This is a genomic window from Bradyrhizobium pachyrhizi, from assembly GCF_001189245.1.
Taxonomy (GTDB): domain Bacteria; phylum Pseudomonadota; class Alphaproteobacteria; order Rhizobiales; family Xanthobacteraceae; genus Bradyrhizobium; species Bradyrhizobium pachyrhizi.
In genome coordinates, this window is record NZ_LFIQ01000081.1 from 64,418 (window position 1) to 83,037 (window position 18,620).

21 protein-coding genes and 1 riboswitch are annotated in these 18,620 nt (G+C 65.5%); of the genes, 14 read left to right on the plus strand and 7 right to left on the minus strand.

Annotated features, from left to right (window positions below):
* Positions 1-160: 160 nt before the first annotated feature.
* The gene (locus AKL29_RS18035; RefSeq protein ID WP_050385058.1) at positions 161-409 is read left to right on the plus strand and encodes a hypothetical protein; all 249 of its coding nucleotides are present in this window, start codon (positions 161-163) and stop codon (positions 407-409) included.
* A gap of 40 nt (positions 410-449) precedes the next feature.
* Here the strand turns inward: AKL29_RS18035 and AKL29_RS18040 are convergent, their stop codons facing one another.
* Positions 450-905 (minus strand): DUF4304 domain-containing protein, encoded by a 456-nt coding sequence (locus AKL29_RS18040; protein WP_160321757.1) that lies wholly within the window; start codon positions 903-905, stop codon positions 450-452.
* 69 nt (positions 906-974) lie between these two features.
* Positions 975-1,658 (minus strand): DUF938 domain-containing protein, encoded by a 684-nt coding sequence (locus AKL29_RS18045; protein WP_050385060.1) that lies wholly within the window; start codon positions 1,656-1,658, stop codon positions 975-977.
* Between the two features lie 266 nt (positions 1,659-1,924).
* Between AKL29_RS18045 and soxX the strand changes: the two genes are divergently transcribed.
* From soxX to AKL29_RS18085, 8 genes are all read left to right on the plus strand, one after another.
* Positions 1,925-2,215 carry a sulfur oxidation c-type cytochrome SoxX gene (gene soxX, locus AKL29_RS18050; protein WP_050385092.1) on the plus strand — a complete coding sequence of 97 codons (291 nt, stop codon included), beginning with the start codon at positions 1,925-1,927 and terminating at the stop codon, positions 2,213-2,215.
* Between the two features lie 33 nt (positions 2,216-2,248).
* On the plus strand, positions 2,249-2,743 hold the full coding sequence (soxY, locus tag AKL29_RS18055) for a thiosulfate oxidation carrier protein SoxY (protein WP_050385061.1): 495 nt from the start codon (positions 2,249-2,251) through the stop codon (positions 2,741-2,743).
* A 21-nt stretch (positions 2,744-2,764) separates the two neighbouring features.
* Positions 2,765-3,076, plus strand: coding sequence for a thiosulfate oxidation carrier complex protein SoxZ (gene soxZ, locus AKL29_RS18060; RefSeq protein ID WP_028335327.1), 312 nt, complete (start codon positions 2,765-2,767; stop codon positions 3,074-3,076).
* Positions 3,073-3,930: a sulfur oxidation c-type cytochrome SoxA gene (gene soxA / locus AKL29_RS18065; RefSeq protein ID WP_050385062.1), complete on the plus strand. Its 858-nt coding sequence runs from the start codon at positions 3,073-3,075 to the stop codon at positions 3,928-3,930. Before soxZ ends, soxA begins: the two co-directional genes overlap by 4 nt.
* Positions 3,927-4,241: a hypothetical protein gene (locus AKL29_RS18070; RefSeq protein ID WP_152977645.1), complete on the plus strand. Its 315-nt coding sequence runs from the start codon at positions 3,927-3,929 to the stop codon at positions 4,239-4,241. The genes soxA and AKL29_RS18070 overlap by 4 nt, the downstream gene beginning before the upstream one ends.
* 34 nt (positions 4,242-4,275) lie before the next feature.
* The gene (gene soxB, locus AKL29_RS18075) at positions 4,276-6,024 is read left to right on the plus strand and encodes a thiosulfohydrolase SoxB (protein WP_050385094.1); all 1,749 of its coding nucleotides are present in this window, start codon (positions 4,276-4,278) and stop codon (positions 6,022-6,024) included.
* Positions 6,021-6,476, plus strand: coding sequence for a DsrE family protein (locus AKL29_RS18080; protein ID WP_050385063.1), 456 nt, complete (start codon positions 6,021-6,023; stop codon positions 6,474-6,476). Before soxB ends, AKL29_RS18080 begins: the two co-directional genes overlap by 4 nt.
* Before the next feature lie 339 nt (positions 6,477-6,815).
* Positions 6,816-7,856, plus strand: coding sequence for an MBL fold metallo-hydrolase (locus AKL29_RS18085; RefSeq protein WP_050385064.1), 1,041 nt, complete (start codon positions 6,816-6,818; stop codon positions 7,854-7,856).
* A gap of 90 nt (positions 7,857-7,946) precedes the next feature.
* On the opposite strand, the gene AKL29_RS18090 is transcribed toward AKL29_RS18085, so the two are convergent.
* The 3 genes from AKL29_RS18090 to AKL29_RS18100 all read right to left on the minus strand — a co-directional run bounded on the left by AKL29_RS18090 (position 7,947) and on the right by AKL29_RS18100 (position 10,680).
* The gene (locus tag AKL29_RS18090; protein WP_050385065.1) at positions 7,947-8,762 is read right to left on the minus strand and encodes an ABC transporter substrate-binding protein; all 816 of its coding nucleotides are present in this window, start codon (positions 8,760-8,762) and stop codon (positions 7,947-7,949) included.
* A 104-nt stretch (positions 8,763-8,866) separates the two neighbouring features.
* On the minus strand, positions 8,867-9,640 hold the full coding sequence (locus AKL29_RS18095) for an ABC transporter ATP-binding protein (protein WP_028335320.1): 774 nt from the start codon (positions 9,638-9,640) through the stop codon (positions 8,867-8,869).
* The gene (locus AKL29_RS18100; RefSeq protein ID WP_028335319.1) at positions 9,637-10,680 is read right to left on the minus strand and encodes a FecCD family ABC transporter permease; all 1,044 of its coding nucleotides are present in this window, start codon (positions 10,678-10,680) and stop codon (positions 9,637-9,639) included. The genes AKL29_RS18095 and AKL29_RS18100 overlap by 4 nt, the downstream gene beginning before the upstream one ends.
* Before the next feature lie 112 nt (positions 10,681-10,792).
* A riboswitch (cobalamin riboswitch) is annotated at positions 10,793-10,990 on the plus strand.
* A 163-nt stretch (positions 10,991-11,153) separates the two neighbouring features.
* Between AKL29_RS18100 and AKL29_RS18105 the strand changes: the two genes are divergently transcribed.
* From AKL29_RS18105 to AKL29_RS18110, 3 genes are all read left to right on the plus strand, one after another.
* The gene (locus AKL29_RS18105; RefSeq protein ID WP_244482138.1) at positions 11,154-13,361 is read left to right on the plus strand and encodes a TonB-dependent receptor; all 2,208 of its coding nucleotides are present in this window, start codon (positions 11,154-11,156) and stop codon (positions 13,359-13,361) included.
* Positions 13,362-13,474: 113 nt separating this feature from the next.
* A complete protein-coding gene (locus AKL29_RS43360; RefSeq protein WP_167350403.1) occupies positions 13,475-13,648 on the plus strand; it encodes a hypothetical protein in 174 nt (57 codons plus the stop codon).
* 195 nt (positions 13,649-13,843) lie between these two features.
* Positions 13,844-14,836 carry an ABC transporter substrate-binding protein gene (locus AKL29_RS18110; protein WP_050385067.1) on the plus strand — a complete coding sequence of 331 codons (993 nt, stop codon included), beginning with the start codon at positions 13,844-13,846 and terminating at the stop codon, positions 14,834-14,836.
* Between the two features lie 17 nt (positions 14,837-14,853).
* Here the strand turns inward: AKL29_RS18110 and AKL29_RS18115 are convergent, their stop codons facing one another.
* Complete coding sequence (locus AKL29_RS18115; protein ID WP_050385068.1) at positions 14,854-16,101, minus strand: ATP-grasp domain-containing protein; 1,248 nt, start codon at positions 16,099-16,101, stop codon at positions 14,854-14,856.
* Between the two features lie 162 nt (positions 16,102-16,263).
* Here AKL29_RS18115 and AKL29_RS18120 point away from each other — a divergent pair, with 162 nt between their 5' ends.
* Positions 16,264-17,502 (plus strand): MFS transporter, encoded by a 1,239-nt coding sequence (locus AKL29_RS18120; RefSeq protein WP_050385069.1) that lies wholly within the window; start codon positions 16,264-16,266, stop codon positions 17,500-17,502.
* A gap of 28 nt (positions 17,503-17,530) precedes the next feature.
* Here the strand turns inward: AKL29_RS18120 and AKL29_RS18125 are convergent, their stop codons facing one another.
* A complete protein-coding gene (locus AKL29_RS18125) occupies positions 17,531-17,983 on the minus strand; it encodes a MarR family winged helix-turn-helix transcriptional regulator (protein ID WP_050385070.1) in 453 nt (150 codons plus the stop codon).
* A gap of 78 nt (positions 17,984-18,061) precedes the next feature.
* On the opposite strand from AKL29_RS18125, the gene AKL29_RS45010 reads away from it, so the two are divergent.
* On the plus strand, positions 18,062-18,620 hold a 559-nt coding region (locus AKL29_RS45010; protein WP_244482139.1), incomplete at its 3' end, for a chloride channel protein.

Consider the following 18,620-nt stretch of genomic DNA (forward strand, 5'->3'; position numbering starts at 1 on the left):
AAGTCCGGAAACCACGCCCCGAACGCGCCGCGCGGACCGCGCTCCAGCACGGCCGGATAAAGCCGTCTCTTCATTCTGGCCTCCGTCGTCGCAGTATGCTATTTCACACACCCCGGTGTGTCAAATCACACAACACGCGACATCACGGGAGCGCGCGGCAATGGACCCGCAAGCCGAACTCCGCATCGTCCGCGCGGCCTATGCCAAGCAGATCCTGGCTGCCGCCAACACCATCGATCCGCGGCTGACGGAGGCCTTCGCCGCCATTCCCCGCGAGCACTTCGTCGGCCCGGGACCATGGAGTGACGCGGCTCACCCGCGACACCGGAATTCCCGACGAGCGCTGCTGGCTGCGCGGGGACGGATGGTGCCTCGCTTACAACTGAGCTGGCAAGCGCCCGATCTGTAGGATCGGTAGAGCCAAGGCTCCGCGCAACGCGCTCCTCAAGTCAGCTCTTTGCCAAAAGCCACTCTTTCGCAACCTTGGTCACTAAACCGCCCTCCAAACGGCGCGCACGATAGGCTTCAACGAGTCCCTCTTCCGTACCAAGTCGCTTCACATTGGTTGCAATTTCGCTGCCGATTAGCTCTGCGAGTCTTTGGTATGCCTCCGGTTGCCCTGCGTCTCTAAGGTCACCCGCGGCAAGGATGATTTCTCTATGCTGAGGAAATAGTCTTTCGAGCCTAAAATACAGATGCGTTTGCTCCACGCTCCCGGGCTCCTCAATTCCTCCCCCACTGAACCAAAAACCGACATTGATGAACCATTGACTGCCAAAGCCCTTCTGAACTCCCACGAGCGTAACCACTCGGTCGTTTGAAACGCGCATCAGATCTTGATCCCTCACGAAGCCCTGCTCCAGCAATGCTTCGAATAGATCCTTATTGAATGCAGTCCGATTCATTATTTCCGGCCCGATAGACATCAATGACTGAGGTCCAGATCTCGCCGTATACGGGAGATGGACGCAGTTTCATCGCGATTGTGCCCGCACAAACATCAGGATCATATTGTTGGCGGGCATCTCGAAACTACCGGCAAGTTTCAGCCCGACGCGCTCCGCAAGCGTCTCGAGATCAGCGATATCGCGCACCCCCCACTCGGCGTCGCGCTCGCGCAGCGACGTGTCGAACACGGCATTGCTGAGCGCGGTATGCTTGCCGCCGCGCTTGAACGGGCCGTAGAGCAATAGCCGGCCGTCGGCACGCAGGTGCCGCGCGGCGCCGGCGAACAGGCCCTCGGCGACGCGCCACGGCGCGATGTGGATCACATTGGCGCAGAAGATCGCGAGCAGTTCGTCCGGACCTTTGCCGTCCGGCAGCGCCGGCGACCAGGCCGGGTCGGACAGATCGATCGGCTGCGGCGGCCGGATGTTGGTAAGGGCGGCATGCGCGCGCCAGGCCTCGATGCTGCGCAGGTGCGCCGCATGGAGATCGCTCGGCCACCAGGTGATGTCGGGCGTCTGACCGGCGAAATAGACGACATGCTGGCCGGTGCCGCTGCCGGCTTCCAGCACGTCGCCGGATTGGCCGGTGAGGTAGTCTTTCAGGACGGTCCAGATCGGCTGATGGTTGCGATGGAACGCCGGCGCATCGAGCCGCCCGTCCGCCTCGACCGGCCGGCCATCCTTGCCGAACTCCGCCACGAATTCCGCCACCGCGCTTCTCCCTACGCCTCAACCGCATCTCAACCGCACAAACATGACAGGCGGAAGGCGCAGGACATGCGCTCCAGTTCCGGACTGCCCCTGTGGCATTAACCCCGCCGCAACGCGCCTATTCTCCGTGTTGCCAGCCGATGGCCTTTGTGCTTTCCACTCTGTTATATTGCGATGGGATCATCGAGATTGAAGCCCGGGAAACGTCCTTGATCGCCACTTTCTCCAAGCCAGCCTTCGTCCTGGCGCTGCTGGCAGGCACCGCCATGGCCGCGCCCGCGCAGGCCCAATCCGCCGCCGAGGGACAGAAGCTCGCCTTCGACCGCGGCAAGGGCAATTGCCTGACCTGCCACGTCATCAAGGGCGGCGACCTGCCCGGCACGATCGGCCCCGAGCTGAGCGGCCTGAAGGCCAAATACAGCCGTGACGAGTTGATCGCGATCGTGACCGACGAAACCAAGCGCAATCCGCAGACGGTGATGCCGCCGTTCGGCCGAAACCGGATTTTGAGCGAGAAGGAAATCGGCGCGGTGGTGGACTTCCTGCAGACGCTGTGACGCCGCGACCGTCGCTTGAGGAGATTTTTTTCGATGAACATCACGACCAGCGAATTTTTCAAAGCGCGCCGCATGGTGCTGAAGGGCGCCGGCGTCGCCGCGCTGATCGGCCTCGGGGTCATTCCGTTCGACGGGCCGCAGGCGCTCGCCGCCGCCAACGACAAATATCCCGAAGACGCATTCAAGCAGAAGAACGAGGCCGACGCGATCAAGGCGCTCTATGGCAAGACCGCCGAGCCGTCGGACAAGGTCAAGATGGATGCGCCGGAGATCGCCGAGAACGGTGCGGTGGTGCCGATCTCGGCCACCACGACGCTGGCCGACGTCACCTCGATCTCGTTTCTGGTTAGCGAGAATCCGATCTCGCTGGTCGCCTCATACAGGATTCCGGCTGGCACGCTGCCGACCGTCTCCAACCGCATCAAGATGGCCAAGACCAGCAACGTCACCGTGATCGTCGAGGCCGGCGGCAAGCTCTACAGCGCCAAAAAGGAAATCAAGGTCACCGTCGGCGGCTGCGGCGGCTGAGTTCAATCAAGGGATAATCAGATGGCATCGAGCATTCGCGTGCGCGCCACGTCAAACGGCGACACCACCGAGGTGCAGGCGCTGATCCAGCATCCGATGGATTCCGGCTTCGTCAAGGACGCCAAGGGCGAGATCATTCCGCCGCATTTCATCCAGCAGCTCAGCTTCGAATATGACGGCAAGCCGGTGTTCGTCGCCGACTGGGGCGGCGGCGTCTCCAAGGACCCCTATGTCAAGTTCGCCTTCAAGGGCGGCAAGAAGGGCGACGATCTGAAGGTCAGCTGGGTCGACAACAAGGGCGCGACCGACACCACCACGGCGAAGATTCAATGACGCGGTGCCTCGCAATCCGCGCAACAATAGCCACGCTCGCGCTCGGCTTGCTGGCGTGCGCACCAGCGCAGGCGGCCGACACCGTCGATCCCGCCGCCGACAAGGCGGCGTTCCAGAAATTCTTCACCGGCAAATTCCCCAAGCTGAAGCTCGAGGACTTCGTCAACGGGCCCTATTCGATGAATGAGGACCTGCACAGGCAATGGGAGGAGAAGGAACAGTTTCCGCCCTACGAGTTCTCGCTCGAAGCCGGCAAGGAGATGTTCGCAACGCCGTTCAAGAACGGCAAGACCTACGCCGACTGCTTCCCGAACAAGGGCATCGGCATCCGCCAGAACTATCCCTTTTTCGACGAGAAGGAAGGCAAGGTCGTTACGCTCGAGCTCGCGCTCAACCGTTGCCGCGAAGCCAATGGCGAGGCGCCGTTCTCCTATGTGAAGGACGACATGGCGGCGCTCACCGCCTACATGGCCTTCACCTCGCGCGGCAAGCCGATGGACATCAAGATCCCGAACGATCCGCGCGCGCTGGAGGCCTATCAGAAGGGCAAGGAATATTTCTACACCCGCCGCGGCCAGCTCAATTTCTCCTGCGCCACCTGCCACATCCAGAGCCCGGGCGAGCGGATCCGCGCCGAGGTGCTGGCGCCGGCGCTCGGCATCCTGAACGCGATGCCGATCTACCGCTCGGAATGGAGCGGCATGGGCACGACCAGCCGCCGCTTCACCACCTGCAACAGTCAGATCCGCGGCGTGCCGCTCAATCCGCAGGACGACGAGTACCGCAACCTCGAATATTATTTGTCCTATGTCAGCAACGGCCTGCCGATTTCGGGTCCGGGAGCACGGCCATGAGCGCGGCCATCAAAGCTGTCCTCGCAGCATCAGCCCTGCTGATCGCGACCGCGACCTGTGCCCTCGCCGCCTCCGAGGCCGACTACAAGGCCGCCTACGCCGCCGCCGAAGCCGCCAACAAGGAGGCAGGCAGCCTGCGCAACCAGTGGACCACCACCGCCTCGACACTGTCTGCCGCAAAAAAGGCCGCTGAGGCTGGTGATTTCGACGCCGCAGTCGCCAAGGCCAAGGAGGCCGAGGCACTGGCAAAGGCTTCGATCTTCCAGGCCACCAGCGAAAAGGAACGCTGGAAGGACATGGAAGTTCGTTAAGAGCGCGCAGGCCAGGGGCCGCGCGGAGAGAATGATGATCATCCGCCGCCGGGAATTCCTGAAAGCTGCGGCCGCCGCAACGCTGACGGCCGGCCTGCCCCGCCTTGCGCGCAGCGCCGACACCGCCAGCGTCTACGACCTCGAGCGGTTCGGCAACGCCCGCATCCTGCACATGACCGACACGCATGCGCAGCTGAAGCCGGTGTTCTTCCGCGAGCCCGGCGTCAATCTCGGCGTCGGCGCGATGGCCGGCCAGCCGCCGCACCTCGTCGGCAAGGCGTTCCTCGACCGCTTCGGCATCCGGCCCGACAGCGCCGACGCCTACGCCTTCACCTGCGTCGAATTCGAGAAGGCCGCCGGCCGCTTCGGCCGGCTCGGCGGCTTCGCCCACCTGAAGACGCTGATCGACAAGCTGCGCGCCGATGTCGGCGAAAAGCGCTCGATCCTGCTCGACGGCGGCGACCTCTGGCAGGGCTCGGCGCTCGCCAACGCCATGAACGGCGCCGACATGGTGGAGGCCGCCAATCTGCTCGGCATCGAGGCGATGACCGGGCACTGGGAATTCACCTATGGCGAGCAGGTGCTGCGCGACAACCTCTCGCGCTTCAAGGGCGAGTTCCTGGCGCAGAACGTGTTCCTGACCGAGGAAGCCGCGTTCAACGACGCCAAGGCGTTCGACCCGGCTTCGGGGCGGGTGTTCAAGCCGTCCTTCATCAAGGAGATCGGCGGCCATCGCGTCGCGATCATCGGCCAGGCTTTCCCCTACGTGCCGATCGCGCATCCGAAGCGCTTCACGCCGGACTGGAAGTTCGGCATCCGCGACGAGGAGCTGCAGAAGCTCGTCGACGGCCATCGCAACAACGACAAGGTCGAGGCGGTGATCCTGCTGTCGCATAACGGCATGGATGTCGACCTCAAGCTCGCCAGCCGCGTCACCGGCATCGACGTCATCCTCGGCGGGCACACCCACGACGCGATCCCGATCCCGATCACGGTGACCAATGCCGGCGGCGTCACGCTGGTGACCAATGCCGGCTCCAACGGCAAGTTCATCGGCGTGCTCGATCTCGATCTTGCCAAGGGCAAGGTCGCCAATGTCCGCTACCGGCTGCTGCCGGTGTTCGCCGAACTGCTGAAGCCCGATCCTGCGATGCAGACGCTGATCGACAAGATGCGCGATCCGCATGTCGACGAATGGAACAACAAGCTGGCCTCGGCCGACCGGCTGCTCTACCGCCGCGGCAATTTCTCCGGCACCGTCGACCAGTTGATCTGCGATGCGCTGCTGAACGAGCTCGACGCCGAGATCGCGCTGTCGCCGGGCTTCCGCTGGGGCATCACCACGCTCGCCGGCCAGCCGCTGACCATGGAAGACGTGCTGTCGGAAACCGCGATCACCTATCCGGAGACCTACGTCGCCAAAATGACCGGCAGCCAGATCAAGGATGTGCTGGAAGACGTCTGCGACAATCTGTTCAACATCGACCCCTATTATCAGCAGGGCGGCGACATGGTCCGCGTCGGCGGCCTCGCCTACACCTGCACGCCGGCCGAGACCGTCGGCAAGCGCATTTCCGAGCTGAAGCTTGGCAACGGCAGGCATCTCGAAGTCGGCAAGCACTACAAGGTCGCGGGCTGGGCCTCGGTCAACCAGCAGAGCGGCGCGCCGATCTGGGATGTCGTCGCCAGGCATCTGCGCTCCGGCCGGCCGCCGAACCGTGACGAACCCGGGGTGACGCTGAAAGGCGTCGAGGATAACCCGGGCATCGCGAGGCACGGATGACGCGCCGCGCGCTGATCGCGGCGCTCGGCCTTGCGGCGATCGCGCTGGCGACGCCGCTCGCCCGCGCGCAGCTGGCGCCGTTGCAGGACAAGCCGTTCGCCGAGCACAAGGTCGTGCTGCAGCTCTCCGACAACGATCCGAGGAAGCAGGGCCTCGTCATCAGCGTCGCCAACAATCTGATGAAGCATTACGATCCCGACAAGGTCGCGGTCGAGATCGTCGCCTTCGGCCCGGGCATCGGCCTGCTCAAGCCCGACAACCCGAATCGCAAGCTGGTCGAGAGCCTGGTCGCGCAGGGCGCGCGGGTCGACATCTGCCTCAACACCGTCGACACGATCGAGCGCGACAGCGGCAAGCGGCCGGACTACATCGCCGCCGCCACCCCCGTGCAGGTCGGCGTCGCACAGATTTTGCTGCTCACCGAGAACGGATACACGCTGGTCCGGCCGTAACGGCCCCGTCATCATCGCGAGCCGACGGGTCGCGCGAACGCGCCGCCCGCAGGAGCAGGGCTGGCGTTACGTGCGGCCGTAACTTCGTCTCTTCCACGACCTCGATGCATATCCCGTCATCCTGAGCGCGAGCGGAGCGAACCTCGAAGGATGCACGGCCCAGATGCCTTGTCCCATTCGTGGAAAGACCCGGGCCCTCCACCCTTCGAGACGCGCACAGAAGCGCGCTCCTCAGGGTGGCGGGATCCGGCTGGGGCGGGGATGGATTTGCTTTGAATAGACCCCATCTATGGAATAATATCCTCCATGTGACTCGGCCCGGAGAATAGGGAAGCCGTCATGATCTTTCGCCAGCTCTTCGACAGCGTATCCGGAACCTACAGCTATCTTCTCGCGAGCCGCGCCGGCGGCGAGGCACTGATCCTCGATCCGGTGCTGGAGAAGGCCGATCGCTACTGCAAGCTGCTGCAGGAACTCGACCTCAGGCTGGTCAAGGCCGTCGATACACACCTGCACGCCGATCACGTCACCGGCCTCGGCGAGCTGCGCGACCGCACCCAGTGCATCACCATCATGGGCGAGCAGAGCAAGGCCGACGTGGTGTCGATGCGCGTCTCCGACGGCGACAAGGTGACGATCGAGGGCCTTTGCCTCGAGGCGCTGTACACGCCCGGCCACACCGACGATTCCTACAGCTATCTGATGGGCGACCGTGTCTTCACCGGCGACACGCTGCTGATCCGCGGCACCGGCCGCACCGACTTCCAGAACGGCAGCGCGCGCGCGCAGTACGATTCGATCTTCAACCGCCTGCTGAAGCTGCCCGAGGAGACCCTGGTGTTCCCCGCGCATGACTACAAGGGCGACACCGTCTCCACCATCGGCGAGGAGAAGCGCTACAATCCGCGGCTGCAGGTCAAATCGATCGACGACTATGTCGAGCTGATGAACAACCTCAATTTGCCGAACCCGAAGCTGATGGACGTCGTGGTGCCCGCCAACATGCATGTCGGCCTGCACCAGGACGAACTCGCCAAGGAAGGCCTCTCCCTCAGCGCGGGCGACGCCATCGCGAGCCTCGGCCGGCCCGATATCCTCTTGGTCGATTTGCGCGAGAGCGGCGAGCGGGCCAAGCACGGCACGCTCGCGGGCGCGCTGCACGCACCCTATCCGGGGATTTGCGCCACCCTGCAGCCCGGCGGCATGCTGCGCGAGGTCGCCGCCGCAACCGGCCGCCGCGTCGTGTTCTTCTGTGCCTTCGGCGAGCGTTCCGCGATGGCGGTGGCCGCCGCGAAGAAGGCGGGGCTGGCGAACACCGCGCATATCGAAGGCGGCATCGACGCCTGGAAGAAGGCCGGCGGGCCGGTGGTGATGGGATGATAGTCGTTCCGGGACGATGCGAAGCATCGAACCCGGAACCTCGAGATTCCGGGTCTGGTCCTTTGGACCATCCCGGAATGACGGCCATAGTCACCGTGTCACCCGCTGCAGCTCCTCCGTCAGCCGATCCAGCGCATCCGCCAGCATCACGCCGCCGCACACGGTGAGCCGCTCCGGCAGCACGATGCGCTTGCTTTGCGGATAGAAGCGCTCCAGCGCGGGATGCAGCAGGAAGGCGCGGCCGTCATCCTCGGCGCGGTCGCCGGCTTCCGACACCAGGATGAAGTCCGGCCGCAGCTTTACGATCGCCTCCAGCGAAGCAAATCCGCCTGCACCGACGCCAAGTTCGCCGGCGGCGTTGGAGAGGCCGGTTGCAGCCAGCAGCGAGCTGACGAGGCTGCCGTCACCAGCCACAAAGCCGCGCCGCTCCAGCGGCAGCACGCGGTAATGATGCGTGCTTGCCGCCGCCCGCGCACGCGCGATCGCCGCATCGAGGCGCGCGATCTCGGCCTCTGCGCGATCGGGATGCTGCACCACATCGCCCATCGCGCGGATCTGGTCCTTCACCTCGTCCAGCGTCCGCGGCACCGTGAATTCGACGAGGTGCAGCCCGTGGGCCTTCAACAGATCGCGGGTCGCGCGCTTGTCGAACAGGCTGACCACGACGAGGTCGGGCCTCAGCAGCAGCACGTCCTCGGCCTCGCCGGACAGGCGCGGAAAATTTCGCGCCTTCTCCGCAGCCCAGGATTGCCAGGCATCGCGCGAGAAGCGGCTGAGGCCGATGATCTGGTCCGGATCGGCCAGCGACAGCACGAGCTGGTCGCTGCAGACATTCATCGAGACGATGCGCGGCCCGGCGGCGAACGAGGGAGCGGCTGACGCGAGCCACACGATGAGCGAAAGCATCAGGGCAAGGCAAGATGACGCAAGATAGCGTCCGCGCGAAAACAGCGCCCCTTCCCCCGCAAGCGGGAGAGGTGAACTGAGCTCGTGGAGACGCCGCATCCTCATCACACGTCCGCCCACGGCACGATGACGGCTTCGCGCTGAAATTCGGCGCGATAGGCGCTGATGCGGAACACGCTGGCGAGGACCGCCTCCGACAACGCTTCAGCGGGCGCGCCCTGCGCGGCCAGCCGTCCCTCCGACAGCACCAGAACATGATCGGCGAAGCGCGCGGCGAGTCCCAGGTCATGCGTCACCACGATCACCAGCACACCGGTATCGGCGACGTTGCGCAGCTTCTGCATCACGTCGATCTGGTGGCGCGGATCGAGCGAGGCGGTCGGCTCGTCGGCGAGGATCACCGGCGCCTCCACCGCGAGCACCCGGGCCAGCGCGACGCGGCTGCGCTCGCCGCCGGAGAGTTCGGTGACGCGGCGATCGCTGAATTCAGTGACGTCGACCGCCTGCATCGCGCGCAGCACTGCCTCCATATCCGTCTGCGACAGCCGCGCCGGATCGGTCGCGCCGTGCGGATAGCGGCCGAGCGCGACGATATCGCGTGCCGGCAGCGGCCAGTGCACCATGTGCCCCTGCGGCAGATAGGCGAAACGTTTCGCGCGCTCGCGCAGCGGCAATGACGCCAGCGGATTATCGCCGATCCGGATCTCGCCGCCGGACGGAATCAGACCGGCCAGCGCGCGCAGCAGCGTGGTCTTGCCGGCGCCGTTCGGCCCGACCAGCGCGACCAGATGGCCCGACGGCAGCGACAGCGAGACATCGTGCAGCACCTTGCGGCTGCCGAGCGAAGCATTGAGCGCGGTAGCGGAGAGCAGCGTCATGCCACGCCTCCGCCGAGCGCGCGGCGTTCGCGCATGATCAGATAGAGGAAGAACGGCACGCCGATGATCGAGGTCAGCACGCCGACCTTGATGTCCGAGGTCGAGGGGATGATGCGCACCGCGATGTCGGCGGCGAGCAGCAACGCCGAGCCGGTGAGTGCGCTCGGCACCAAGAGCCGCGCCGGATCGTGACCGATCACGGGACGCATCAGATGCGGCGCAACGAGGCCGATGAAACCGATCGTGCCTGTCACCGCGACCGCGCCGCCAACCCCGAGCGCCACGCCCGTGATCACGAAGAGCCGCAACCGCCCGACATCGACGCCGAGGCTCTGCGCCGCCTCCTCGCCGAGCGTCAGCGCGCGGAAGGCGCTCGCCTGGCTGAGCAGGATGGCGGCGCCTGCGATGATGAAGGGCAGCGCCAGCGCGACGTGCTGGAAGCTCCGGTCTTCCAGCGAGCCGAGCAGCCAGAACGCGATCTCCAGCACCACGAAGGGATTGCTGGAGAGGTTCATCACCAGCGCCGTCGCCGCCCCCGCAAAGCTCGAGATCGCGAGCCCGGCGAGGATCAGGATCAACAGCCCGGCATTGCGGCCGGCGATCGCAAGCAGCGCGAACACCGAGCCGAACGCGGCGATGATCGCCACCACCGGCAGCGCGTAGGAGCGCACATCGGCGAGGCCCAGCGCGATTACCAGCACCGCGCCGAACGCCGCTGATTGCGGCGCGCCGAACAGCGACGGCGAGGCCAGCGGATTGCGCAGCAGCCCTTGCAGCGCCGCACCGGACAGCCCGAGAATACCGCCGATCGCGAATGCCAGGATGGTGCGCGGCAGGCGGATCTCGCGCACGATCACCTGCGCCACATCGCTGCCGCCGCCGAACAGCGCCTCGATCACCGCGAGCGGCGACAGCCGCACCGGCCCGATGCCGAGCGAGAGCACGCACAGCAGGGCCACGAGCGCGAGCAGCGCCGCGGTGGCGCCCCACCGGCGCCGCGCCGCGACCTCGGCCGCCAAGGCAAAATCCTGCACGCTCATTGGATCCATGCTCTTACAGCGATCGCCGTGGCAGACAAGCGACACTCGACAAAAACCGTGGCCGCCCGGCCATTGCCCGACTTCCGCCGGATTGACTTTGCTACCCGGCCGAACCCTAGATGAACATGACGGTTCTTTCGTGAGATGAAAAGGGAATGCGGTACGGGGAAACTTCCCCAACGCCGCGGCTGCCCCCGCAACTGTATGCGGTGAATCCTTCGTCACAGGCCACTGGGAATCTCGGTCCTGGGAAGGCGACGAAGGGTAACGACCCGCGAGCCAGGAGACCTGCCGTCAGCCGTGGTCACACGCGATGCTGCCGGTCGGGGAGTACAGGCATGAGCTTCACCTGATGCTGTGAGCACGATGGTGAGACTGGTTCGCGGTGACGTGCCACTGACGTTACCGAGACCTCGCTTATGTTCTCCTTCCCTTTCCATCGGCGACACCGCGCGCTTCTGCTCGCGTCGACGATGATCGCGCCGGCAATCCTTTTCTCCGCCGCGCGGGCGCAGCAGGCACCCGCTCCCGATCAGCTGCCGGCGATCGAAGTCACCAAGCCGCGCGACCAGAACGTCACGCGCGCCAGGCCGGCCGCTGACGAAGCGCCGGCGCCGCGACGCCCGGCGCCGGGCACCTCGCAAGGCAACGACACAGGCAGCGGATCGGGCACGACAGCGACCGGCGCGGCCACCGGAACGGATGGCACCGGCGGCGGCCGCCAGTTCGCCGGCATTGTCGGCTCCTCCTCGGCCGTGATCACCGCCGACGACATCGCCCATTCGCCGGTGCAGTCGTTGCCCGAGATCCTCGCGCAGGTGCCAGGCGTGCAGCTGCAAACGCCCTATGGCGGACCGAACGGCGCCAAGACCTCGGTCGACCTGCGCGGCTTCGGCGCCTTCGCGACCGACAACACGCTGTTCCTGCTCAACGGCCGCCGCCTCAACGACGTCGACAAGGCCGGCTTCGACCTCACCACGATCCCGCTCGATTCGATCGAGCGCATCGAGATCACGCGCGGCAACAGCGGCGCGGTGCTCTACGGCGACAACGCGGTGGGCGGCGTCGTCAACATCATTACCAAGACCGGCGTCGGCGGCCCGCCGACGACGATGCGCGCCGAGGCCGGATTTGGCTCGTTCAACACCCGCATGGCCGCGGTCTCCGCGGCGCTCAACTCCGGACCGTGGTCCACCTCGTTCTACGGCAACGGCATCAAGTCCGACGGCTACCGCGTCAACAATGCGCTCGACCAGCGCAACGCCGTCGGCAACATCAACTACACGACGCCTGATCTCACCGCCTTCCTGACCGTCACCGGCAGCGACCAGAAGCTCGGCCTGCCCGGCGGACGGCTGGTCGATCCGTCGATCGGCGTCAATGAGCTGCTCACCGACCGCCGCGGCGCCGCGACGCCCTTCGACTATGCCAACCAGCAGACCGCCAGCGTCACCGCCGGCTTCACCAGGTCGCTGATGAACGGCGTCGACCTCATCGTCGACGGCGGCTGGCGGCAGCGCGAGACGCAGAGCGGCTTCTTCGGCAGGGTGCCGACCATCAGCTTCGCCTCGACCTACAATGACGCCGCGCTGCAGACCTGGTCTCTGACACCGCGGCTCAGCGTCAAGAACGTGATGCTGGGCATGCCGTCGACGATCCTGACCGGCATCGACTATTACGATTCGACCTTCCGCGAGGCGCGCGGCGCCTATCAGGGCGTCGATCCCTTCCATATCTACAATATCGAGCAGCAGTCCGTGGCCGGCTATTGGCAACATACGCTGGGCCTGTTGCCGACGACCGACTTCTCCTACGGCGCGCGGGTCCAGAACACCAGCATCTCGGCGCGCGATCGCTACGATCCGAATGCGCCGTTCGCGTTCGATGCACAGGCAGCGCCGCTCGACAGCAACGAGACGCAATACGCGCTGCATGTCGGCGTCGAGCATCGCCTGACCGACACCTTCTCGGTGTTCGGCCGCGCGGCCCGCGCGTTCCGCACGCCAGATGTCGATGAGCGCGTTGCATCAGGGCCGTCATTCGACCCACTGACCTTCGCCCCGATCCCGCAGACCTTCCAACTCAAGACCCAGACCTCGCAGGACGTCGAGGGCGGCTTCCGCGTCAGGACCAATCGCTTCCAGGTCCAGACCAGCGTCTATCTGATGGATCTCGACAACGAGATCCATTTCAACCCGGTGCTGTTCTACAACACCAACCTCGACCCCACCCGCCGCTACGGCTCCGAGACCAGCGCCTCGCTCGGGGTCAGCGACAGCGTAACCCTGCGCGGCGGCATGGCGATCACCCGCGCGGTCTTCCGCGAAGGCATCTGGGCCGGCAACGACGTGCCGCTGGTGTCGCGCTACACCGGCAATCTCGGCGTCACCTGGAATATCTGGCAGAACTACCTGGTGTTCGACGCCACGGTTCGGGCCTGGAGTTCGCGCATCATGGACAACGACCAGGCCAACACCCAGAGCCGGATTCCCGGCAACGCCACCGCCGATATCAAGCTGAGCGGGCAAGTTGACCGCTTCTTCTGGTCGCTGAGCGTGAACAACCTGTTCAACGCGCTCTACTACGACTACGCCATCGCGAGCACGTTCACGGATGGCCGCTTCTCGGCCTATCCGCTGCCCGGCCGCACCTACATGGTCAAGGCCGGCGCGACGTTTTAGAGCGTGATCCGGTGGGGCGGGTGTGCCCTGCCGCACCGTCTCCCGAACATTACAAACGCACGGAAACTGGGGTAGAGTTCCGGCAGCTGATTTGACCCGCGCAGGGGAAACGCATGGCCAAGGCCGGGAAGCAGACCAAGGGCGGCACGAAGATCAAGGACAAGACCGACGACAAGGCGAAGAAGCCTCCGCCACCCGCAGCGCTACAGGACGATGACTATTACGAGGACGGCGACATCGCCACGCCGAAGCTCGACCGCTACGGCAATGATGACGAGCCGTTGTGAGGCGCGGCGAATATCGATCGACAGATCCTGCGCGCAGTCGCGCGCGGCGGCCTGGTAGCTTGCGAGCTACCGAGCCCGGCTCGTCGTCGCCAAGCAGACAATAGGTCGCAGCGGGGTCATGGGCTGGCCCCCCTTCCGGATTGGTTGCTATGCTAGGCTCCGCATGGACGCTGGGTCCTTGCTGGGGGCGGTGCCATGAGATTTGCGAAGGCGGCGCTCACGGTCTTCTGCATGATCGTGTCGACGTGCGAACCGTCCAATGCGCAACAAGCCCCCAGGAAAGTAGGAATTCTTGTCAACGGCAGCCCGTCGCCGCTGTTCGACTCCATCAAGAAAAACCTTCTGAGCGACTTCGCCGACCGCGGCTATCTCGAAGGACGCGACATCGTCATCGAACCGCGATTTGCCGAATCGAAGCTCGAGCGCCTTCCGGGCCTCGCCTCGGAGCTGGTCAACGCGAATGTGGATGTCATCCTCGCACTCGGTGGCCCGGCGGCCGTAGCGTCGCAGAAGGCCACGTCGACGATCCCGGTGATCTTTGCGATCGTGACCGATCCGGTCGCGTTGAAGCTTGTCGCCTCGATGGAAAAACCGGGAGGCAACGTCACGGGCCTCACCAACCTCGATCCGCAGCAGGCCAGCGACCAGTTCAAAATTCTGAAGGAGGCATTCCCCGGGATCAAGCGCGTTGCGATTCTCAGTGATCAAACGATCCCCGGCGCGGATGAACGCGGACTCGCTCCGATTGACCGCGCCAACGAGGCCGCAGCCAAGGCCCTGGGGCTGGAGCCGCAAATCGTGAAGGTCAAGGGTGCGGACGATCTGGAAGCCGCGATCGCCGGGATGGCGAAGGAACACGCGGAGGCGCTGCTGGTCCTGGAAGTGCCGGTGCCCTGGAGCAATCGAAAACGAGTCGGTGAACTGGCCATGAAGAACCGCTTGCCGGCAATGTTTCCCGGCGGCCAGGCGGACGCGGGCGGGGTGATTACCTATGGCGCCAACGTCGCCGATACATGGCGCGAGTTTGCGACGTTCGCCGACAAGATTTTCAAGGGAGCGAAGCCGGGCGACCTGCCGGTCGGCGTCGTCACCAAGCGAGAGCTGATCTTCAATCTCCAGGCAGCCCGGGCGGTGGGCGTCGAGATTCCACCGGAGCTATTGAAGCGCGCAGACAAGATCGTGCAGTGAATTCGCACTGAAGGATACTAGCGGAAATCGCCGTTTTCGATCGCCTTGATGCTGCCGCGATCGAGCAGATGCGCGCCAAAGCCGCCGCGCGCCAGCGATGAGGCGATCTGCGGCGATGCCAGCAGCAGCACTGTCGTCATCGCCAGCGGCACGGCACTGAGCCAGTCGAGCCGCACCGGCGTCAGCTCTTCGCTGCTGCCCCGATAGTGTCCTTCGCCAGTGGCGATGCGGCCGCATTCCCGGATCAGGTCACGCCGCGTGCCATCGCGCGACGCACTGCCGAGCAGCGCCTGCATCGCCAGATGCGTCCGCACCCCGGCGCGCCCCTCGGCCAGCGGTGCCGGCATCTCGCCGCGCGAGACGCGCAGCAACAGATCGACCAGATCGACGCCCGACTGAAAGGCGTTCATCGGCTCGACCAGCCGCGGGTTGCAGTCGATCAACAGCGGCGTCGCGCTGTCGAGCGGCATGATGACGTCGACCGAGAGCGCACCGTGCCAACCAAGATGCGCGCCGATGGTCTCGAGGCCGGCGCGGATCGCCGGCCGGCTCACGCTCTCCTTGATCGCCTCGCCGCCGCCGACACCGGCCGCAATCTGGCGGTAGGCATGGAAGCCGACAAGCGTACCATGGCAGAACACCGACTGCGCCTTCTCGACCGTGCCGGTGACCAAATCCTGCGCCAGCACCTCGCCGGCAAAATCGCCTGAGGACTCGAGGTCGTAGAGCGCGCGATTGAGATCGCTTGCGTCGCGCACGAACCAGACACCGCGGCTGGCGGTGCCGACCGACGTCTTCACCACGGATGGAAACCGCAACGCCTCGCGCAGCTCCTCGGCCGAGGTCACGATCCGGGTCAGCGGCTGCGGCAGACCGAGCCGATCGAGCAGGCGGCTGAAGCCGGCCTTGCTGTGCACGGCGCGATAGCTGGCGAAATCCGGCAGCGCGAGGCCGGTACGTGATGCCAGCCCCGCCGCGGCGCGGGCGAACAGAAATCCCTGTTCATGGGTCGGCAGCAGCACATCGAAACGCCGCGACGCCAACAGGCGCTCGACGAAGCGCAGGAAGCCGGCCGGATCCGACCGCAGCGGCGGACAATGGTGGTATTTGCGGACGAAGCGGGAGTAGCGCGCCAAGCACCAGCGCGAGGGGTCACAAACCTCGACGTGATGGCCGGCCAGGCCCAGGATCGTGATCGCCTCGCGGCCGGAGGTGCTGGAGCCCTCCGACACCAGCACGCGGAGCTGCTTTTTGGCGTCGATCATGGCCGATCATCGCCGTGCCGCCGTGCTTTGTCGCCGCATTTAATGCCGCATGTGTCGATCCGGCACGCCCACGCCGGGGGCAGCCATGCGCCTGCGTTCATGGACAATTAGCGGCCAATCTCTATTTTCGGCGGGCTTTCCGGAATTAGGGTTTTCAGACACATGGTCGACGTTCTGGCCGCACCGCAGCAAGCGAAAGCCGACAGTGCGCTGCGCACGCTGACGGGGATCTCGGTCGCCCATTGGGTTAGCCATTTTCATATCTTCGTGCTGCCGATGTTGTTCCCGTTCCTGAAGCAGCAGCTCGGCGTCGGCTATGTCGAGCTCGGCCTGGCGCTGACGTTGTTCGCGGTGGTCTCCGGGCTGACCCAGGCGCCGATCGGCTACCTCGCCGATCATATCGGCGCGCGCAAGATCCTCCTCATCGGGCTGACGGTCGGCGGTTGCGCGCTGATCGGGCTCGGCCTGCATCTCAGCTATACGTCGCTGATCGTCTGCGCGGTGCTGCTTGGCCTCGCCAACAGCGTCTATCATCCGGCCGACTATGCAATTCTCTCGGCTCATATGGACGAGGCGCGGATGGGCCGCGCCTTCTCGATCCACACCTTCGCCGGCTTCCTCGGCGGCGCGGTGGCGCCCGCGATCATGGCGGCACTCGTCGCCTCGATCGGCGGCCTCGGCGCGCTGATCGTCGCCGGCGCGGTCGGTCCGCTGGTGGCGCTGTTCCTGATCGTGCTCGGCATTCCCGATGCCGGCGCCAACAAGAACAAGGCAAAGGACGACGCCAAGCCGAAGGCGAGCGTGATCACGCCGGCGCTGATGGTGCTGACGGCCTTCTTCACGCTGCTCAGCCTGTCGACCTCGGGCATCAACAATTTCGGCGTGGTCGCACTGATGGGCGGCTACGGCGCGTCGTTCTCGACGGCCAATATCGCGCTGACCGCATTCCTCGGCGCCAGCGCGGCCGGTGTGCTTGCCGGCGGCTATCTCGCCGACTGGACCCACCGCCACAGCCAGGTCGCCGCGGGCTGCTTCGCGGTCAATGCCGCCCTCGTGCTGCTGATTGCGCTGCTCGACCTGCCGCCGGTGGCGCTCACGCTGGCGATGGGGCTCGCCGGATTCCTCGGCGGCGTGATCGCGCCGTCCCGCGACATGATGGTGCGCAACGCGGCGCCCCCCGGCGCCGCCGGCCGCGCCTTCGGCATCGTCTCCACCGGCTTCAACTTCGGCGGCATCGTGAGCCCGCTGCTGTTCGGCTGGATCATGGACCAGCACATGCCGCACTGGGTGTTCGGCGCCTCGGTGGTGTTCATGGTGCTGACCGTGCTGCTTGCCCTCGTCACCGAGCGCAAGCCGCAGGCTTCGGGATATCAGGCCGAGACCGCCAGCCCGCGCGGCTGAAGCGCGAAACGTTGTGCACGCGGCGCGCTCATTCCGACCGTCGCGACAGCACCTGCTTCAGGAGCGGCTCGATCCGCGACAGCTCATCGAGATGGACCGCCGACAATTCGGCGAGATGATCGGCCGCGAGGCCGGTTAATTTCAGCAGCACCCGCCGCTGGTCGGCGGGATCCAGCACGCGCTCGACCAGCCCGGCCTCGGACAGCCGGTCGACCAGTTCGACCGTGGTGTGGTGACGAAGCCGCAGCCGCTCGGCCAGATCGCCGACCGCAACCGGCCCGCCGCCCGGATACCCCCTGATCGCCAGCAAGGCCTGATGCTGCCGCGGCGTCAGGCCCGCGGCCTTCGCGGCATCCTGGCTGAACTCCAGAAACCGGCGGATCAGATAGCGAAATTGCGACAGCGTCTCGTAATCGGCCTGGCTGGGAACCCGCTTCTGGTCCTGCCGCGGCGATTTCAACGGTCCTTTCAACGCTGCCATTCGATGTCTCCCGCTTGTAATTATATCGTAATGCGATATGACGCCTCGCGTCCACTTCACCCGAGCCTTACGCCACCAATGAGCGTCATTTCCACCAAATCGAGCGCCTCCGCCACGAACACCGCCCCAAACACCGCCAAAATCGGCGAGAAGGCCAGCCACCTCCTGAGCGACTTCACGACCGATCCGCGCGTCGTGGTGATCTCGGCGATCGCCGTGTTTGTCTCCGCCGCAGGCGTGCTGGCCGGGGCGGGACTGCTGCAACTGATCAAGCTCGCCACCAACATCGCCTATTTCGGCCAATTCAGCTTCGCCGACCTGAAATTGCAGGATTCGCCGCTCGGCCTCTGGACCGTGCTGGTGCCGGTCGCGGGCTCGCTGATCATCGGGCTGATGGCGCGTTTCGGCAGCGAGAAGATCCGCGGGCACGGCATTCCGGAAGCGATCGAAGCGATCTTGCTCGGCCGTTCCCGGCTCGACCCCAAGGTGGCGATCCTGAAGCCGTTGTCGTCGGCGGTGTCGATCGGCACGGGTGGCCCGTTCGGCGCCGAGGGCCCGATCATCATGACGGGCGGGGCGATCGGCTCGCTAATCGCGCAGATGCTCCCGGTCAGCGACAACGAGCGCAAGACCCTGC

Excerpts from the sequence above, each read along its gene's own strand:
- AKL29_RS18035 (WP_050385058.1), top strand. The coding sequence starts at position 161 with ATGGACCCGCAAGCCGAACTCCGCATCGTCCGCGCGGCCTATGCCAAG.
- AKL29_RS18040 (WP_160321757.1), bottom strand. The coding sequence starts at position 905 with ATGAATCGGACTGCATTCAATAAGGATCTATTCGAAGCATTGCTGGAG.
- soxX (WP_050385092.1), top strand. The coding sequence starts at position 1,925 with ATGGCCGCGCCCGCGCAGGCCCAATCCGCCGCCGAGGGACAGAAGCTC.
- soxY (WP_050385061.1), top strand. The coding sequence starts at position 2,249 with ATGAACATCACGACCAGCGAATTTTTCAAAGCGCGCCGCATGGTGCTG.
- soxZ (WP_028335327.1), top strand. The coding sequence starts at position 2,765 with ATGGCATCGAGCATTCGCGTGCGCGCCACGTCAAACGGCGACACCACC.
- soxA (WP_050385062.1), top strand. The coding sequence starts at position 3,073 with ATGACGCGGTGCCTCGCAATCCGCGCAACAATAGCCACGCTCGCGCTC.
- AKL29_RS18070 (WP_152977645.1), top strand. The coding sequence starts at position 3,927 with ATGAGCGCGGCCATCAAAGCTGTCCTCGCAGCATCAGCCCTGCTGATC.
- soxB (WP_050385094.1), top strand. The coding sequence starts at position 4,276 with ATGATCATCCGCCGCCGGGAATTCCTGAAAGCTGCGGCCGCCGCAACG.
- AKL29_RS18080 (WP_050385063.1), top strand. The coding sequence starts at position 6,021 with ATGACGCGCCGCGCGCTGATCGCGGCGCTCGGCCTTGCGGCGATCGCG.
- AKL29_RS18085 (WP_050385064.1), top strand. The coding sequence starts at position 6,816 with ATGATCTTTCGCCAGCTCTTCGACAGCGTATCCGGAACCTACAGCTAT.
- AKL29_RS18090 (WP_050385065.1), bottom strand. The coding sequence starts at position 8,762 with ATGCTTTCGCTCATCGTGTGGCTCGCGTCAGCCGCTCCCTCGTTCGCC.
- AKL29_RS18095 (WP_028335320.1), bottom strand. The coding sequence starts at position 9,640 with ATGACGCTGCTCTCCGCTACCGCGCTCAATGCTTCGCTCGGCAGCCGC.
- AKL29_RS18100 (WP_028335319.1), bottom strand. The coding sequence starts at position 10,680 with ATGAGCGTGCAGGATTTTGCCTTGGCGGCCGAGGTCGCGGCGCGGCGC.
- AKL29_RS18105 (WP_244482138.1), top strand. The coding sequence starts at position 11,154 with ATGATCGCGCCGGCAATCCTTTTCTCCGCCGCGCGGGCGCAGCAGGCA.
- AKL29_RS43360 (WP_167350403.1), top strand. The coding sequence starts at position 13,475 with ATGGCCAAGGCCGGGAAGCAGACCAAGGGCGGCACGAAGATCAAGGAC.
- AKL29_RS18110 (WP_050385067.1), top strand. The coding sequence starts at position 13,844 with ATGAGATTTGCGAAGGCGGCGCTCACGGTCTTCTGCATGATCGTGTCG.
- AKL29_RS18115 (WP_050385068.1), bottom strand. The coding sequence starts at position 16,101 with ATGATCGACGCCAAAAAGCAGCTCCGCGTGCTGGTGTCGGAGGGCTCC.
- AKL29_RS18120 (WP_050385069.1), top strand. The coding sequence starts at position 16,264 with ATGGTCGACGTTCTGGCCGCACCGCAGCAAGCGAAAGCCGACAGTGCG.
- AKL29_RS18125 (WP_050385070.1), bottom strand. The coding sequence starts at position 17,983 with ATGGCAGCGTTGAAAGGACCGTTGAAATCGCCGCGGCAGGACCAGAAG.